Origin of the sequence: Streptomyces tendae (assembly GCF_014650435.1) — a bacterium.
In the GTDB taxonomy this organism is placed as follows: domain Bacteria; phylum Actinomycetota; class Actinomycetes; order Streptomycetales; family Streptomycetaceae; genus Streptomyces; species Streptomyces tendae.
In genome coordinates, this window is record NZ_BMUY01000003.1 from 125,174 (window position 1) to 141,803 (window position 16,630).

General features: G+C 73.7%; 15 protein-coding genes. 10 read left to right on the forward strand and 5 right to left on the reverse strand.

The annotated features are described in order from the left end of the window. Positions 1 to 48: 48 nt before the first annotated feature. The 3 genes from IE258_RS09320 to IE258_RS09330 all read left to right on the forward strand — a co-directional run bounded on the left by IE258_RS09320 (position 49) and on the right by IE258_RS09330 (position 4,965). The gene (locus IE258_RS09320; RefSeq protein ID WP_189741496.1) at positions 49 to 2,175 is read left to right on the forward strand and encodes a molybdopterin oxidoreductase family protein; all 2,127 of its coding nucleotides are present in this window, start codon (positions 49 to 51) and stop codon (positions 2,173 to 2,175) included. A 128-nt stretch (positions 2,176 to 2,303) separates the two neighbouring features. Next, positions 2,304 to 3,947, forward strand: a complete 1,644-nt coding sequence (locus IE258_RS09325; protein WP_189741499.1) for a M4 family metallopeptidase — start codon at positions 2,304 to 2,306, stop codon at positions 3,945 to 3,947. Positions 3,948 to 4,035: 88 nt separating this feature from the next. Beyond that, positions 4,036 to 4,965 carry a LysR family transcriptional regulator gene (locus tag IE258_RS09330; protein ID WP_189741503.1) on the forward strand — a complete coding sequence of 310 codons (930 nt, stop codon included), beginning with the start codon at positions 4,036 to 4,038 and terminating at the stop codon, positions 4,963 to 4,965. Here IE258_RS09330 and IE258_RS09335 read toward each other — a convergent pair. The 3 genes from IE258_RS09335 to IE258_RS09345 form a co-directional block, all read right to left on the reverse strand. Then, a complete protein-coding gene (locus IE258_RS09335; protein WP_189741506.1) occupies positions 4,914 to 5,657 on the reverse strand; it encodes an SDR family oxidoreductase in 744 nt (247 codons plus the stop codon). The two genes, IE258_RS09330 and IE258_RS09335, sit on opposite strands and share 52 nt — an antisense overlap. Positions 5,658 to 5,741: 84 nt before the next feature. Further along, positions 5,742 to 6,509 carry an SDR family oxidoreductase gene (locus tag IE258_RS09340; protein ID WP_189741509.1) on the reverse strand — a complete coding sequence of 256 codons (768 nt, stop codon included), beginning with the start codon at positions 6,507 to 6,509 and terminating at the stop codon, positions 5,742 to 5,744. A gap of 148 nt (positions 6,510 to 6,657) precedes the next feature. Beyond that, entirely contained in the window at positions 6,658 to 7,263 is a 606-nt protein-coding gene (locus IE258_RS09345; protein WP_189742614.1) for an NADPH-dependent FMN reductase, read from the reverse strand. A gap of 174 nt (positions 7,264 to 7,437) precedes the next feature. Between IE258_RS09345 and IE258_RS09350 the strand changes: the two genes are divergently transcribed. Both IE258_RS09350 and IE258_RS09355 read left to right on the forward strand, forming a co-directional pair. Next, on the forward strand, positions 7,438 to 7,980 hold the full coding sequence (locus IE258_RS09350) for a GVDTG sorting domain-containing protein (protein WP_189741512.1): 543 nt from the start codon (positions 7,438 to 7,440) through the stop codon (positions 7,978 to 7,980). 118 nt (positions 7,981 to 8,098) lie between these two features. Then, positions 8,099 to 8,731 carry a class F sortase gene (locus tag IE258_RS09355; RefSeq protein ID WP_159327359.1) on the forward strand — a complete coding sequence of 211 codons (633 nt, stop codon included), beginning with the start codon at positions 8,099 to 8,101 and terminating at the stop codon, positions 8,729 to 8,731. A 210-nt stretch (positions 8,732 to 8,941) separates the two neighbouring features. Here IE258_RS09355 and IE258_RS09360 read toward each other — a convergent pair whose 3' ends face one another. Then, complete coding sequence (locus IE258_RS09360; protein WP_159327358.1) at positions 8,942 to 9,724, reverse strand: sulfite exporter TauE/SafE family protein; 783 nt, start codon at positions 9,722 to 9,724, stop codon at positions 8,942 to 8,944. Between the two features lie 177 nt (positions 9,725 to 9,901). Here IE258_RS09360 and IE258_RS09365 point away from each other — a divergent pair, with 177 nt between their 5' ends. The 5 genes from IE258_RS09365 to IE258_RS09385 all read left to right on the forward strand — a co-directional run bounded on the left by IE258_RS09365 (position 9,902) and on the right by IE258_RS09385 (position 15,652). Further along, entirely contained in the window at positions 9,902 to 11,128 is a 1,227-nt protein-coding gene (locus IE258_RS09365; RefSeq protein ID WP_189741515.1) for an NAD(P)/FAD-dependent oxidoreductase, read from the forward strand. Further along, a complete protein-coding gene (gene nirB / locus IE258_RS09370; RefSeq protein WP_189741518.1) occupies positions 11,128 to 13,740 on the forward strand; it encodes a nitrite reductase large subunit NirB in 2,613 nt (870 codons plus the stop codon). The genes IE258_RS09365 and nirB overlap by 1 nt, the downstream gene beginning before the upstream one ends. After that, on the forward strand, positions 13,737 to 14,111 hold the full coding sequence (nirD, locus tag IE258_RS09375) for a nitrite reductase small subunit NirD (protein ID WP_189741521.1): 375 nt from the start codon (positions 13,737 to 13,739) through the stop codon (positions 14,109 to 14,111). The genes nirB and nirD overlap by 4 nt, the downstream gene beginning before the upstream one ends. A gap of 70 nt (positions 14,112 to 14,181) precedes the next feature. Next, complete coding sequence (locus IE258_RS09380) at positions 14,182 to 14,766, forward strand: TetR/AcrR family transcriptional regulator (protein ID WP_189741524.1); 585 nt, start codon at positions 14,182 to 14,184, stop codon at positions 14,764 to 14,766. A 118-nt stretch (positions 14,767 to 14,884) separates the two neighbouring features. Beyond that, a complete protein-coding gene (locus IE258_RS09385; RefSeq protein ID WP_189741528.1) occupies positions 14,885 to 15,652 on the forward strand; it encodes an SDR family NAD(P)-dependent oxidoreductase in 768 nt (255 codons plus the stop codon). 30 nt (positions 15,653 to 15,682) lie between these two features. Here IE258_RS09385 and IE258_RS09390 read toward each other — a convergent pair whose 3' ends face one another. Further along, complete coding sequence (locus IE258_RS09390) at positions 15,683 to 16,615, reverse strand: oxidoreductase (protein WP_189741531.1); 933 nt, start codon at positions 16,613 to 16,615, stop codon at positions 15,683 to 15,685. Between the last annotated feature and the right edge of the window lie 15 nt (positions 16,616 to 16,630).

A 16,630-nucleotide genomic window follows, 5' to 3' on the forward strand; every position in this document is an offset into this window, starting at 1 on the left:
ACAGGGCGCCGCCCGGTCGCGTAACACGGAAGCCGCAGGCTGGGCGGCATGCAGAGCACCGGCACGCGCAACCCCGCCACCACCCCCACGCACTGCCCGTACTGCGCCCTGCAGTGCGGGATGAACCTGACGCCCGTCGAGGGCGGCACCGTCGAGGTGTCCGAGCGGGCGGACTTCCCGGTGAACCGGGGCGCGCTGTGCGGCAAGGGGCGTACGGCGGCGGCGGTGCTGGCGCCGGGAGCGCGGCTGACCTCGCCGCTGGTGCGCTCGGGCGACGGCGCGCTGGTGCCGGCCGGCTGGGACGAGGCGCTGGACCGGATCGCCGGGAACCTGGAGCGCACGCGGGCGCGGTACGGCGCGGACGCGCTCGGGGTGTTCGGCGGGGGCGGGCTGACCAACGAGAAGGCGTACGCGCTGGGCAAGTTCGCCCGGGTGGTGCTCGGCACCTCGCAGATCGACTACAACGGGCGGTTCTGCATGTCGTCGGCCGCGGCGGCCGGGACGCGGGCCTTCGGGCTCGACCGGGGGCTGCCGTTCCCGCTGGAGGACGTCCCGAGGACCGGGTGCGTGATCCTCGTCGGGTCGAACCCGGCGGAGACGATGCCGCCGTCCCTGCGGTACTTCACCGAGCTGCGGGAGAACGGCGGCACCCTGATCGTCGTCGACCCGCGCCGGACGAAGACCGCCGAGCAGGCCGACCTGCACCTCGCGCCCCGGCCCGGCACCGACCTCGCCCTCGCGCTGGGCATGCTGCATCTGGTCGTCGCCGAGGGCCGGGTCGACGAGCCGTACGTCGAGGAGCGCACGTCCGGCTGGGAGGAGGCGCGGGCGGCGGCGATGGCGCACTGGCCGGAGCACGTGGAGCGGATCACGGGGGTGTCCGTTCCCGAACTGCGCGAGGCGGTACGGCTGTTCTGCGCGCCCGAGGCGGCGATGGTGCTCACCGCGCGCGGGCCCGAGCAGCAGGCCAAGGGCACGGACACGGTGGGCGCCTGGATCAACCTGTGCCTGGCGACCGGGCGGGCCGGGCGGCCGCTGTCCGGGTACGGCTGTCTGACCGGGCAGGGCAACGGGCAGGGCGGGCGCGAACACGGGCAGAAGGCCGACCAGTTGCCGGGCTACCGCAAGCTGACCGACGGCGCGGCCCGGCGGCACGTGGCCGAGGTGTGGGGCGTGGACCCCGACTCGCTGCCGGGGCCGGGGCGCAGCGCGTACGAACTGCTGGACGCGCTGGGCACGGACGTCAGGTCGCTGCTGGTGATGGGGTCCAACCCGGTGGTGTCCGCGCCGCGCGCCGCACACGTCGAGGAGCGGCTGCGGTCGCTGGACTTCCTGGCCGTGTGCGACGTGGTGCTCTCCGAGACGGCCGAACTCGCGGACGTGGTACTGCCGGTGACCCAGTGGGCGGAGGAGACGGGTACCACGACGAGCCTGGAGGGGCGGGTGCTGCTGCGGCGGCGCGCGATCACACCGCCGGACGGGGTGCGCGGCGACCTGGAGGTGCTGCACGGGCTGGCCGGGCGGCTCGGCGTGGAAAAGGGGTTCCCGACCGATCCCGAGGAGGTCTTCGAGGAGCTGCGGCGGGCGAGCGCGGGCGGCCCGGCGGACTACTCCGGGATCGACTACCGGCGACTGGCCGAGGAGAACGGCGTCTTCTGGCCCTGCCCCGCGCCGACCGGGGGCGACGACACCCGTAACCCCACCGCGCCCCACCCCGGCACCCCGCGCCTCTTCCTCGACCGCTTCGCCACCGACGACGGCCGGGCCCGCTTCGTGCCCGTGGCGCACCGGCCGAGCGCCGAGGAACCGGACGACGAGTACCCCGTGCTGCTGACCACGGGCCGGGTCGTGGCGCAGTACCAGTCCGGGGCGCAGACCCGGCGGGTGGCCGAGCTGAACGCCGCCGCGCCGGGCCCCTTCGTGGAGCTGCACCCGCGGCTCGCGGCGCGGCTGGGGGCGGCCGAGGGCGACCCGCTGGCGGTCGTGTCCCGGCGGGGGCGGGCGGTGGCGCCGGCCCGCATCACCACCGGCATCCGGCCCGACACCGTGTTCATGCCGTTCCACTGGCCGGGCGAGGGCCGCGCCAACACGCTGACCAACCCGGCCCTGGACCCGACCTCGCGGATGCCGGAGTTCAAGGTGTGCGCGGTACGGGTGGAAACGGTGACGTCCTAGCGGCGTCATCCTCTCCTCCCATGATCTCCACGGGAGCGCTATGGACATGTCATGCCCAGGGATCTTGAATCCGGGTCAGGCAACAGCGCCCCCCAGCGCCGAAAGGCGCGCCCGTCCCGAGGAGATCGATGAGCCGAATACGGCACGTCAGAGGTTCCCGTCTCGTCCTGGCCGGTACCGCCGCCACCACCGCGACCCTGCTGATCGCCGCCCTCGCCCCCGGCGCCGCGGCGGCCGGCCGCCCGACCCCGGCCACGGCCCTCGACCACGCGGCGGCCGCCCTGTCGGACCACGCCGCCGCCCTGGGCCTGACGGACGCCCAGGACACCGAGGTCCGCGACGTCATCGTCGACGAGGACGGCACCCAGCACGTCCGCTACGACCGCACCTACCGCGAACTCCCCGTCCTGGGCGGTGACTTCGTCGTCCACCTCGCCCCCGGCGGCGGCTTCCGCGGTGCCGACCGCGCCACCGACGCCCCGATCTCCCTGCCCACCGTCACCCCGAAGCTGTCGGCGCCCAGGGCCGCCGACCTGGCCGCGAACGTGCTGCGCGCCGCCAGCCCGGGCGAGCTGCTGAAGAAGCTCACCGCCAAGCCCGAGCTGGTCGTCGACGCCCTGCACGGCGCCCCGAAGCTGGCCTGGCGCACCGACGCGGCGGCGCTGGACCCCCTCGGCAACCCGGTCGCGCGCACCGTGCTGACCGACGCGGGCACGGGCGCCCGCATCGACGCCTGGGACACCATCGAGTCGGTGTCCGGCGACGGCGAGTCGCTGTACGGGGGCACGGTGCCGCTGGAGACGACGCAGTCGGGTTCGTCGTACCGGCTCGAGGACCCGACGCGCGGCGGCACGTACACGGGTGACGCGGAGAACCGGACCGACCTGTGCTTCCTCACCGTCTGCCTGGTGCGGGCGCCCGCGACGCTCTTCACCGACGCCGACAACCACTGGGGCACGGGGAAGGCGGACGACCGCGCCTCGGCCGCGGTGGACGCGCAGTACGGCACGGACGCCACCTGGGACTACTACGAGGACGCCCACGGGCGCACCGGCATCGCGGGCGACGGCAAGGGCTCGTACAACCGCGTGCACTACGGCACCCGGTACAACAACGCCTTCTGGGACGACGGTTGCTTCTGCATGACGTACGGCGACGGTGACGGGACGACCTTCGGGCCGCTGGTCTCGCTGGACGTCGCCGGGCACGAGATGTCGCACGGGGTGACGTCGAAGACGGCGGCGCTGACGTACTCGGGCGAGTCGGGCGGCCTGAACGAGGCGACCTCCGACATCTTCGGCACCCTGGTGGAGTGGCACGCGGACAACGCCACCGACCCCGGGGACTACCTGATCGGCGAGAAGGTCGTCCGGGACGGCTTCGGCCGGGACGCCCTGCGGTACATGGACCGGCCGAGCCGGGACGGCAGTTCGGCCGACTGCTGGAGCAGCGCGGTGGGCGACATGGACGTCCACTACTCCTCCGGCGTCGCCAACCACTTCGCCTACCTGCTGGCCGAGGGCAGCGGTACGCGGACCGTGGGCGGCGTGGCGTACGACTCCCCGACCTGCGACGGGTCCACGGTCGCCGGCATCGGCCGGGACAAGCTGGGCGACATCTGGTACCGGGCGCTGACGGTGTACATGACCTCGTCCACCGACTACGCGGGCGCCCGCGCCGCCACCCTGAGCGCGGCCGGTGACCTGTACGGCACCGACAGCGCCGAGTACGCAGCGGTCGGCGCGGCGTGGAGCGCGGTGTACGTCGACTGACCCCGACTGACCTCCGGTCGTCCGGCACCCGTCCCGCCCGCGCTCGCTTAGGCTTGCGGCGAGAGCACGAACGACGGGACGGGAGCCGATGAGCCTGAGGCAGTTCGAGTACGCCCTGGCCGTCGCCGAGGAGGGCTCGGTGACGGCCGCGGCCGAGGCGCTGCGCGTCGCCCAGCCCTCGGTGTCCCAGCAGATCCGCGGCCTGGAGCGGGACCTCGGTGTGGAGCTGTTCTCCCGCACCCCGACCGGTCTGGTGCCCACCGTGGCCGGCCGCGCCTTCCTGCGGGACGCGGAGATCGCGGTGAACGCGGCGCGCCGGGCGCGGGCGACGGCGCGGGCCGGCTCCGAGGAGCTGGCGGGAGAGCTGGTGGTCGCGGTGCAGATGGGCCTGGGCACGCGGCAGCTGCCGGGCGCCCTGAGCGCGCTGCGCCGCCGCTTCCCGCGCCTTGAGGTCACCGTCTTCGAGGAGCCGAACCCCACCGAGCTGGAGCGGCTGGCCCGCGGCGGCGTGCTGGACCTCGCCATCATGGCCGGACCGTGCGACGAGGGCCTGTACGACGGCCACCACCTCGGTGACGAGGAGTTCGTCGTGGTGCTGGCGGCCGGGCACCCGCAGCTCGCCGCGGACCGGGTCGCGCTGCGTGACCTGGAGCGGGAGCCGTGGGTGCGCTTCGATCCCGCCAGCGCGCTCGACGGCGTCCTGGTGGAGGTGCTGCGGGAGAACGGGCTGGCCCCGACCACCGTCGCCCGGGTCTCCCAGACGGCGACGGCCGTGCGCTGGGCCGCCCACGGACTCGGGGTGACGTTCGTCCCGGCCTCCGCGGTGCCCCCCGGTAACGAGCACCTGGTGCGCCCGGTGTCCCCCGCCGTGTCCCAGCCCGTGGTCGCCGCGGTCCGGCCCGGCGCGGGTCCCGCGGAGACGGCGCTGCTGGAGTTCCTGCGGCAGGAGACCTGGTACCGGTTCGCTCAGAGCTGGGTGGCGCCGCCGTCCACGGCCAGCTCGGCGCCGGTCGTGTAGGTGGCGTCGAAGGCGAGGAAGGCGGCGGCCCGGGCGATCTCCTCGGGGGTGCCGAAGCGCCGCATGGGGTTGTCCGCGACCCGTTCCGCCTTGAACCGCTCGGCCTCCTCGGCGGTCATCGCCGCGTCCAGGGCTCCGGTGTCGACGGGGCCGGGACTGACCGCGTTGACCCGGATGCCGCGGGGCAGCAGCTCACTGGAGAAGCTGCGGGCCATCGAGCGCAGCGCCGCCTTCCCGGCCGCGTAGACGCTGGTGTCCGCCATGCCGATGACATTGGCGATCGAGGTGGTGAGGACGACGCCGGCGCCCGTGTTCAGCAGCGGGGCGAGCTTCTGCACGGTGAACCAGGCGCCCTTGACGTTGATGTCGAACAGCTCGTCGTACGCCTCCTCGGTCGTCGAGCCGAGCGGCGTGAGGGTGGCGATGCCGGCGTTGACGAACAGGGCGTCGACCGTGCCGAGTTCGGCCTTCACCCGGTCGGTGAGGGTGTCCAGGTCCGGCAGTGAGGCCACGTCGCCCCGTACGGCCACCGCGTTCTCGCCGAGCCGCTCCCGGGCGGCGTCGAGCGTGGCCTGCGAACGGCCGGTGATCACGACGCGGGCTCCGCCGGCCACCAGCAGCTCCGCCATCGCGAGGCCCATTCCGCTGCCGCCACCCGTGATCACGGCATTCCTGTTGCTGTACATTCCCATTTCCGGGCCCCTTTTCGCAGACTTTTCCAGCTTCATTTCTTTCGGGGGCGCACCCCGGGAATTCGGGGGCGCACCCCCAGAATGTCAGCCCCTGGGATATTCCCCGCCGTCCACCGCGAGGCTGGTTCCGGTCACCCAGCCCGCGCGGTCGGACACGAGGAACAGCACCGCGTGGGCGATGTCGTCGGGCAGGCCGTCGCGCCCCAGCGGGGCGGTGCCGCTCGGGGCCGGACCGGCGTCGAGACGCGCCCAGTGCTCCCGGGTCTCCTCCCCGCCGGGGGTGGAGGTCCGGCCGGGGCTGACGGTGTTGACCCGCACGCCGGAGGGGGCCAGCGTCGCGGCCAGTCCGGCGCTGTAGTTGTCCAGCGCCGCCTTCGCCGCCTGATAGTGCAGGAACGGGGGTGCGGGGGGCGCGACCGCAGCGGAGGAGATGTGCACGATCGCACCCGAACGCCGCTCCCGCATGCCCGGCACCAGAAGGGAGTTCAGCCGGACCGACGCGAGGAGGTTGAGGTTCAGGGTGTCCAGCCACTCCTCGTCGGGGATGACCAGGCCGTCCTTCTGGGGCCGCGCCCCGCCCGCGTTGTGGACCAGGATGTCCACCCCGCCGAGCGCCTCGTGCGCGGCCCCGGCGAGCGCCTCGGCCCCGGCGGGGGTCCGCACGTCCGCCTGCACGAAGCGCGCCCCCTCCGGCGCCGGGCCGGTCGCCGACCTGGCGGTCGTGATCACCTCGGCGCCGGCGTCCAGGAGCCCGCGGACGATCGCCGCTCCGATTCCGCGCGTGCCGCCGGTGACCAGGGCCCGCTTTCCGGCGAGCTCCCGATTTCCCGACGTGTTTTCGTTCGTGGTCATTCCACTGCCCTTTCCGGGAATCTCGTGATGACGCACTCACGGTAGGTCCGGGAAATGAGCGGGGGCAAAGACGAAATTGCAGCGGGTGCCATAGGAAGTTCCTATGGCACCCGTTCCTATGGCACCCCTGCGACGCTCCTGCGGCGCCTCACGCTCCGTCGTAGGGACGCTTCTCCTTCGCCTCCCGCAGGGCCCGGCCCCACCACACCAGCTGGTCGAGCATCGTCTTGGCCGCCGCGTCCGGACCGGACGGGTCCTTGAGCCTGCCCTCGTCGTCGAACGACGCGCCGGCGTTGTGGAAGGAGACGGTGTCGCGGACGGTGACGGCGTGCAGTTCGGCGAAGACCTGGCGCAGGTGCTCGGCGGCCCGCAGGCCGCCGGCCAGACCGCCGTAGGAGACCAGGCCGACGGGCTTGGCCCGCCACTCGGTGAAGTGCCAGTCGATGACGTTCTTCAGGCCCGCCGGGAACGAGTGGTTGTATTCAGGGGTCAGCACGACGAACGCGTCGGCGCCCGCCAGTTTCGGGGTGATCTCCGCCAGCGCGGCGGTCGCTTCCGGTGTCGGGGCGAAGGTCGTGGGCAGCTCGGTCCCGGCGACGTCCACCACCTCGGGCACCAGGTCCTCGTGGGCCCGGAGGTGGTCCAGGAGCCAGTCGGCGACGACCGGGCCGAAACGGCCGTGGCGGTTGCTGCCGACGAGCAAGGTGACGCGCAGCGGTGCGGTCGTCGTGTTCACGGTGGTCGTGCTGGTCATGGTGTCCATGCCGGAGATCCTGGTACCTCAAGTTTGCTTGAGGTCAAGCCGCGTCGCTCCCGGGTCCGTTCGGAGGCACCGGTCACCCGTTCACACCCGCCCGGGGAGCGGGCCGGGGCCGGTGCCACTTTCCTCGGTAGGGCAGGGGCCACCGAAGAGCTCAAAGGAGCACCGATGCGACGTACCGCCCGCCTGCTGACCGGTACCGCGCTCGCCGCCGCGGCCGTCGGTCTGACCACCGCGGCCGCCGCGGCCCCGGTGTACGCCGGGGATGCCGTCGCCACCGGCGGCCTGACGGTGTACCCCTCCTCGGTCGTGCCGGGCGACCGGGCCGTGGTGACGACCGCGGTGTGCGGAGAGGGCGGCTCGGCGGCGGGTGACGCCAGCGCGGTCGGCGCGGGCGCGTTCCCGCTGGCCCCCGGCACCGGCGAGGGGGAGGCGACCGGCCACTTCGAGGTGCCGCCGAGCGCGCAGCCGGGGACGTACGAGATCGTCGCGACCTGCGGGGACGACGAGCGGCGGGTGACGGGCGACCTGGTGGTCACGCTGACCTCGGCCGCCGAGCAGGTGTACCCCAGAGGAAGCGTGAAGACGGGGGTCGGCGGCGCTCTTGGCTCCGATCCCGTGCAGACCGCGGCCGGCGTGGCGGCTCTCGCCGTCGCCGCCGCGGGCGGTACCTGGCTCCTGCATCGCCGGGCGAGAGGCGACGGGATCTGACGGGCACCCTCCGCTGCCCGTCCGCCGGTACCGCACTTCCCCACCCCCTCCGGGTCCGACGCCCCTCGCGGCCCGGAGGGGGCCGGGGGTCCCAGGGATGCGAGGGAGAGGGGACGTCATGCGCAGGGTCAAGGACACCGCGATAGCGGCCGTCACCGCGGCCGCCCTCTGTTCGGGGGCGTGGCTACTGCTCGACGGCGACCGCACCGACGCCCCGCCGCAGCCGTCGGCCGCGCAGGCCCGCACCACCGGCCAGGCCGACCGGGGTGACCGGGGCGCCGCCGCACCGGCGCTGCCGCCCTCCCCGCCGGACCGGGTCCGCATCCCGGCGATCGGCGTGGACGCCCCGCTGACGGGCCTGGGCCTGACCGGCACGGGCAGCCTGGACGTGCCGCCCGCCGAGAAGAAGAACCTCGCCGGCTGGTACGAGGCCGGCACCACCCCGGGCGAGACGGGCACCGCGATCGTCGCCGGGCACGTCGACAACGCGGAGGGCCCCGCCGTCTTCTACCGCCTCGGTGCCCTGAAGAAGGGCGCGGAGATCGAGATCGACCGGCGCGACGGGGGCGTCGCGGTCTTCACCGTGGACGCGGTGGAGGTCTACGCCGCCGACGCCTTCCCCGACGAGAAGGTCTACGGCGCCGCCGACCGCCCCGAACTGCGCGTCATCACCTGCGGCGGCCCCTACTCACGCAGTACCGGGTACCAGGGCAACGTGGTCGTCTTCGCCCACCTGACCGGCAGCCGGTGACGCGTTCAGCTCCCGGCCGCGCGGTTAGGGGGTGTCGTTTGGATCAGGCCGGCCGCGGCCGACGGTGCCTTGTGGCCGACCCGAGCGGGGTCTGGTGCGTGCAGCTGCAAGGCGGAGGAGGGCGACAACGCGGAGCGTTGGCAACCGACGACAACGCCGCAGATGCGCGTGCCAGCCCCCGCGACCCCGGCAAGATCCAAACGACACCCCCTAGGCCACCCACTGTTCGTACGCCAGGTTCGCCACCAGGGCGAAGACCACCGTCAGCAGGACGACGCGGACGAAGCCGCTGCCCTTCTTGAGGGCGGTGTGGGCGCCGAACATGCCGCCGGCCAGGTTGAAGGCGGCCATCAGGACGGCCAGCTGCCACAGCACCGCGCCCTGCCAGGCGAAGGTGGCGAGGGCGCCCGCGTTGGTGCAGCAGTTGACGATCTTGGCGGTGGCGGAGGCGGTCACCAGGTCCAGGTGGAGCAGGGCGGTGAGGGCCAGGACCAGGAAGGTTCCGGTGCCGGGGCCGATGAGCCCGTCGTAGAAGCCGATGCCGAGGCCCGCGAGACCGATCGCGGCGAGGATCTGGCGGCGGGTGGCCGGGCCGGTGGCGGGCGCGGTGCCGAAGGCGGGGCGCAGGATCACGAAGGCCGCCACCGCGAGCAGCACCACCATGATCACCGGTTTCAGGACCTCGGTGCTCATCCCGGCGGCGAAGAAGGCACCGCCCGAGGACCCGGCCAGCGCCGCCAGGCCGATGCGTACGGCGGTGCGCACGTCCACCGGCGCCTTGCGGGCGTACGTCACCGCCGCGCCCGTGGTGCCGACGATGGCGACCGCCTTGTTGGTGCCCAGCGCGTGCGCGGCCGGGGTGCCGGCGGGCAGGCCGAGCAGCAGCGCCGGGAGCAGCAACAGGCCGCCTCCGCCGACCACCGCGTCGATCCAGCCGGCCACGAGTGCGGCGAGGCAGAGCAGGACGACCGTGGTCAGCGATATGTCGGGCATGATCGCGACCTTATGGACGGGATGGATGTGCCGTCCATCGAGATGAGGGACTTCTGAGGTTCCCGCGCCCCCGGCCGGGGCCCTCACACGCCCCGGCCGGGGGCGCTGAGGGCAGCGTTCCCCGTGGGAAACAGAGGGGATGCGGCCGGGTAACACCCGCACCGCACGCTCGGTGCCATGACCTCGAAAACGCGTGTGGTGGTGATCGGCGCCGGACTCGCGGGCGTGACGCTCGCCCGGCGGCTCGGTGAGCTGGGCACGCCCGCGCTGACGCTCGGCGACGAGGAGCACCGCCCGTACAACCGGGTGCTGCTCGCCGAGGTGCTGGCCGGACGGTACGGCGCCGAGGTGATCGCCCTGCCGGCGCCCGCCGGGCTGCTGCGCGGCCGGGTCACCGGCATCGACCGGGCCGGGCGGACCGTGCGCTGCGCCGACGGGTCGGTGATCGCGTACGACACGCTGGTCCTGGCCACCGGCTCCAACGCCGTGCTGCCTCCCCTGCGCGGTCTGTTCACCCCGGACCACGAGCTGCCCGAGGGCGTGCACGCCTTCCGGACGATGGACGACTGCCTCGGGCTGTCGAAGGCGGTGCGGCCGGGGGCCAGGGCCGTCGTCATCGGCGGCGGGCTGCTCGGCGTGTCCGCCGCCCGCGCGCTGGCCGTGCGCGGCGCCCAGGTCGTCCTCGCCCAGCAGTCCGAGCGGCTGATGGAGCGGCAGCTCGACCCGGCGGCCTCCGCGCTGGTCCGGCGGCATCTGGAGGGCCTCGGCGTCGAGGTGCACACCGAGTGCCGGGTACGGGACGTGCGCAGCGTCGGCGGGGCGGTGCGGTCGGTGGAGATGGGCGACGGGTACGCCCTCGGCGCCGACCTGGTGGTCCTCGCCTGCGGGGTCCGGCCGCGGGTCGGGCTGGCGCGGGAGGCGGGCCTCGAGGTCGGCAAGGGCGTCCTCGTCGACGACGAGCTGCGCACCTCGGACCCGCACATCCGCGCGATCGGCGACTGCGCCCAGCACGCCGGCCGCGTGTACGGGCTGGCCGCGCCCGCCCTCGAACAGGCCGGCGTCCTCGCCGAGCTGCTCGCCGGGGACGGCACCGCTCGCTACACCGGCACCCGCTCGCTGACCCGGCTCACCCTCACCGGGTCCGGCGGCTCCTTCGACCCCTTCGACCTCGCCGCGTTCGGCGAGACCGACCCCCGCCCCGGCGACGACGTCGTGCAGCTCGCCGACGCCACCCGGGGCACCTACCGCAAGGTCGTCGTCCGTGACGACCGGCTGGTCGGCGGGGTCCTGGTCGGCGAACTCGGCACCGTCGGCGCGCTGGCGCGCGCCTGGGAGGGAGCAGAGCCGCTCCCCTCCGACGGCGGCCCCCTGCTCCACCTGCTCACCCAAGACGGAGGCTCCTGATGACCGCCACCCCGGGGAACCCCCCGACGATCGTGCTGGTCGGCCACGGCATGGTCGGCCAGCGCTTCCTGGAGGCCCTCGCCGAGCGCGGCCTGACCGGCACGCACCGCGTGGTCGTCCTGTGCGAGGAGCCGCGCCCCGCCTACGACCGCGTCCAGCTCACCTCGTACTTCTCGGGGAAGACCCCCGAGGACCTGTCGATGACGGACATGGCCTTCATCGAGGAGCACGGCATCGAGCTGCGCGTCGGGGACCCGGCGGAGACGATCGACCGGGAGGCGCGCAAGGTGACCGCCCGCTCCGGGCTGGTCGTCGACTACGACGTCCTCGTCCTGGCCACCGGCTCCTACCCGTTCGTCCCCCCGGTGCCCGGCAAGGACGCCGAGGGCTGCTTCGTCTACCGCACGATCGAGGACCTGCTCGCGATCGAGGAGTACGCGAAGAACGCGACGACCGGTGCCGTGGTCGGCGGCGGGCTGCTCGGCCTGGAGGCCGCCGGTGCGCTCAAGGGGCTCGGACTCACCTCGCACATCGTGGAGTTCGCGCCCCGCCTGATGCCCGTGCAGGTCGACGAGGGCGGCGGCGCGGCGCTGCTGCGCACCATCGAGGAGATGGGCCTGTCCGTCCACACGGGCGTCGGCACCCAGGAGATCGTGACCGGCGCGGACGGCGCCGTCACCGGCATGAAGCTGTCCGACGGCTCCGAACTCGCCACCGACCTCGTGGTGTTCAGCGCCGGTGTCCGCCCCCGCGACCAGCTGGCCCGGGACTGCGGCCTCGCGGTCGGCGAGCGCGGCGGGATCAGCGTCGACGAGCAGTGCCGCACGGTCACCGACCCGCACGTGTTCGCGATCGGCGAGTGCGCGCTGGCGTCCGACGGCCGGGTGTACGGTCTTGTGGCGCCCGGGTACGAGCAGGCCGAGACGGCCGCCGCGACGATCGCCGACGACGAGGCGTCCTTCACGGGCGCCGACCTGTCCACCAAGCTGAAGCTGCTCGGCGTGGACGTGGCGTCCTTCGGCGACGCGCACGGCACCGCCGAGGACTGCCTGGACGTCGTCTACTCCGACTCCCGCGCGGGCCTGTACAAGAAGCTGGTCGTGGGCCGCGACGGCACGCTGCTCGGCGGCATCCTGGTCGGCGACGCGGAGGCGTACGGCACCCTGCGCGCCTTCACCGGCTCGGTCCCGCCGCTCTCCCCCGAGTCGCTCGTACTGCCCGCCGGTGCCGGGGCCCCGGCGCAGCTCGGCCCGGCCGCGCTGCCCGACGACGCGGTGATCTGCTCCTGTCACAACGTCACCAAGGGCACCATCCGGGGCGCGGTGACCGAGCACTCCTGCACCACCGTGCCCGAGGTGAAGAAGTGCACCCGGGCCGGCACCGGCTGCGGCTCCTGCGTCAAGGTGCTCGGCCAGCTCGTCACCGCCGAGCTGGAGGCGAGCGGCGTCGAGGTCGACAAGGGGCTGTGCGGCTGCTTCGCGCAGACCCGCGAGGAGCTGTACGAGATCGTCCGCGCCCTGCGGATCACCTCCTACCGCGAGCTGCTCGACCGGCACGGCCGGGAGGGAGCGCGGGGCGGTGAGGGCTGCGAGGTGTGCAAGCCGGCGGTCGGCTCGATCATCGCCTCGCTGGCACCGGCGATCGGCGCGAGCGGCTACGTCCTGGACGGCGAGCAGGCGGCGCTCCAGGACACCAACGACCACTTCCTCGCCAACCTCCAGCGCAACGGCTCGTACTCCGTCGTGCCGCGCATCCCGGGTGGCGAGATCGCGCCGGAGAAGCTGATCGTCATCGGCGAGATCGCCCGGGACTTCGGGCTCTACACGAAGATCACCGGCGGTCAGCGGATCGACATGTTCGGCGCCCGCGTCGAGCAGCTGCCGCTGATCTGGGCGCGGCTGGTGGACGCCGGCTTCGAGTCGGGGCACGCGTACGGGAAGTCGCTGCGCACGGTGAAGTCCTGCGTGGGCCAGACCTGGTGCCGCTACGGCGTCCAGGACTCGGTGCGGATGGCGATCGACCTGGAGCTGCGCTACCGGGGCCTGCGCTCCCCGCACAAGCTGAAGTCGGCGGTCTCCGGGTGCGCCCGCGAGTGCGCCGAGGCCCAGTCGAAGGACTTCGGCGTGATCGCCACCTCCAACGGCTGGAACCTGTACGTCGGGGGCAACGGCGGCGCCACCCCGCGCCACGCGGACCTGCTCGCGCAGGACCTCTCGGACGCCGAACTGGTCCGTCTGATCGACCGGTTCCTGATGTTCTACATCCGCACCGCCGACAAGCTGGAGCGCACCTCCACCTGGCTGGAGCGCATCCCCGGCGGCCTGGACCACGTACGGGACGTCGTCGTGCACGACTCGCTCGGCATCTGCGACGAGCTGGAGTCCCTGATGCGGGCCCACGTCTCGCACTACCGCGACGAGTGGGCCGAGACCATCAACGACCCGGAGAAGCTGGCCCGGTTCGTGTCCTTCGTGAACGCCCCCGACACCCCCGACCCGGTCGTGGGCTTCGTGCCCGAACGCGACCAGATGAAGCCCGACCTGCCGCTGCTGGACATCGGCCGGCGGCCCGCCTCCGCAGACGACCTCCTGGAAGGAAGCACCCTGCGATGACCCTGGCACCCGAGACCCTCGCTCCCGACACGACCGACCTGAAGGTCCGGCTGCGGCTGACGGACGACTGGTTCACGGCCTGCGACCTCGGCGCCCTGCTCCCGGGCCGTGGCGTGGCGGCCCTGCTCCCGGACGGCGGCCAGGTGGCCCTCTTCCGCGACCGGGACGGCGGGCTGTACGCCATCGACAACCGGGACCCTTTCACCGGCGCGGCGGTCCTCTCCCGCGGCCTGACCGGCACCCACCAGGGCCGCCCGTTCGTCGCCTCCCCGCTGCTCAAGCAGCGCTTCGACCTCACGACCGGGGAGTGCCTGGACGACGCGGCGATGCGGGTGGAGACGTACCAGGTGCAGGCCGTGAAGGCCGCTTGAGCCGGCCACCCTCCTGACCGCACCCAGCCTTTCTTGACTGATCGTTTCAGATGGGCTTAGGCTCCGGGTCGTGGCCAGGACCAAGGAGTTCGATCCGGACGCCGCGCTGCGGGCAGCCCTGGAGCTGTTCTGGCGGCGCGGCTACGAGGCGACGTCGATGTCCGACCTCGTCGAGCACCTCGGCGTCGGGCGCGCCAGCATCTACGCGACCTTCGGCAACAAGCGCGAGCTGTACCTGAAGGCGCTGGCGCGCTACGAGCAGGGGCTGCTCCCGGACCTGTTGGAGGACCTGTCCCGGCCGGGCCCGGCCCTGCCGGGCGTGCGGTCCCTGGTGCGGCGCTACGCCGCGGAGGCGAGCGCCGACGACTCGCGGCTGCACGGCTGTTTCGTCACCAACACCGCCGCCGAGCTGGCCCCGCACGACGCGGTCGCCGCCCGGCGGGTCGAGCGGAACTGGGACCAGCTGGAGACCGTGCTGCACTCGGCGCTGGCCCGGGCCCGCGCCGAGGGCGACCTGCCCGCCGGACGCGATCCGCTGGCCCTCGCCCGGATGCTGCTGGTCCTGCTCCAGGGCATGCGGGTGGTCGGCAAGGCCTCGCCCGACCCGGCCAGGATGCGGGACGCGGCGGAACAGGCGCTCGCGCTGCTCGACTGAGCCCCGGGCGCGCCCCTCTGCGGAGGGGTGTTTTCACGGCCACATATTGAACCGATCAGTCAAGAAATTCGTCCCAGAAATTCGTCCCAGAAGTTCGGTCAGGAAAAAGGGGAGATTCATGACCACCCAGCGTTTCACCGACAGGACCGCCCTCGTCACCGGCGCGGGCTCCGGCATCGGACGGGCCGTCGCCCTCGCCCTGGCCGCCGAGGGCGCGCACGTCGTCGTCGCCGGGCGCGCGCGGGGACCGCTCGACGAGACGGCCGCCCTGATCGAGCGGGCGGGCGGCAAGGCGCTGGCCGTCACCGCGGACGTCACCCGGCGCGAGGACGTGGACGCCCTGGTGGCCGCCGCCGTGGACCACTTCGGCTCCCTCGACGTGGCCGTGAACAACGCGGGCGTCTTCCGCGGCGGGGTGCCCGTCGCGGACCTGTCCGAGGAGGACTGGCACGCCCAGCTCGACATCAACGTCACCGGGGTGTTCCTCGCCCTGCGGGCGGAGGTCAGGCAGATGCGCGCCCAGCCGGGCGGCGGCACGATCGTGAACATCGCCTCCACCTTCGGGGCGCACAAGCGCAGCCCCGGCGCCACCGCCTACGCGGCGACCAAGGCGGCCGTATCGGCCCTCACCCGGGGCGCCGCCCTGGACCACATCGGGGACGGGGTCCGCATCAACGCCGTCAGCCCCGGCGCCACGGCGACCTCCATGTCCCTGCAGCCGGGCGAGACGGAGGCCGGGCGGGCCGAGCGGATGCGGGAGGAGACGCCGCTCGGCCGGGTCTCGGAGGTGGCGGAGGTCGCCGCGGCCGTGCTGTACCTGGCGTCGGACGACTCGGCGTCGGTGGTGGGCACCGACCTGGTGGTGGACGGCGGCCAGACGGCCTGAGCCCCAGGGAGGGTCGGACCCGGAACCCTCTCAGGGCAGCAACGACTCGTAGATGACGCCGGTCAGCCGCTCGGAGGCGGCCCACAGCCGCTCCCCCATCGCGTCGTCGGTGGTCCAGGACGCCCGCCAGGACGGTGCGGGCGCCCCGCGCCACATCGCGAAGGACGGGCCGGTGAAGGAGTCGGAGGGGACGCCGGGCGCGGTCGCCGCGTACAACACGGGCAGCGCGCCGGCCTCCGGGGACTGGGCGACGACCCGGTTCCCGAGCCGCGCCAGCCGCTCGGCGAGCCGGCGCCCCTCGGCCCGGGGCCCGGCGGTCGTCAGTCCGGTCTCGGCGTATCCGGGGTGAGCGGCGACCGCGCGGACGTCCGAGGCGCCCTCCCGGCCCGCGAGCCGGCGCGCCAGCTCGTGGGTGAAGAGCAGGTTGGCGGACTTGGAGCGGGCGTAGGCGGTCCAGCGCCCGTACCGGCGCACGTTGTTGAGGTCGCGCGGATCGACGTTGGCCAGCACGTGCAGCAGGCTGGAGACGGTCACGATCCGGGCGCCGGGTGCGGCCAGCAGGGAGGGCAGCAGCAGCCCGGTGAGCGCGAAGTGCCCCAGGTGGTTGACGCCGAACTGGGTCTCGAAGCCGTCCGTCGTCGTGCTGTGCGGCAGCGCCATCACCCCGGCGTTGTTGACCAGGAGATCCACCCGCTCGTACGGCAGTCCGTAGGCGAACTCACGGACCGAGGCCAGGTCCCCGAGGTCCAGCCGCGCCGGTTCCACGGCGGCGGCGGGCACCTCGCCCAGGAGGCGCTCCACGGCCGCGCTCCCCCGCTCCGCGCTGCGGCAGGCGAGCACGACGGACGCCCCCTTGCGCGCCAGCTCCCGGGCGATCACGTAGCCGAGGCCGCCGTTGGCCCCGGTGACGACGGCGACGCGCCCGTCCAGGTCGGGGATGTCGCCCGTGTTCCAGCCGGTCATCCGCGGCTCCTTCGC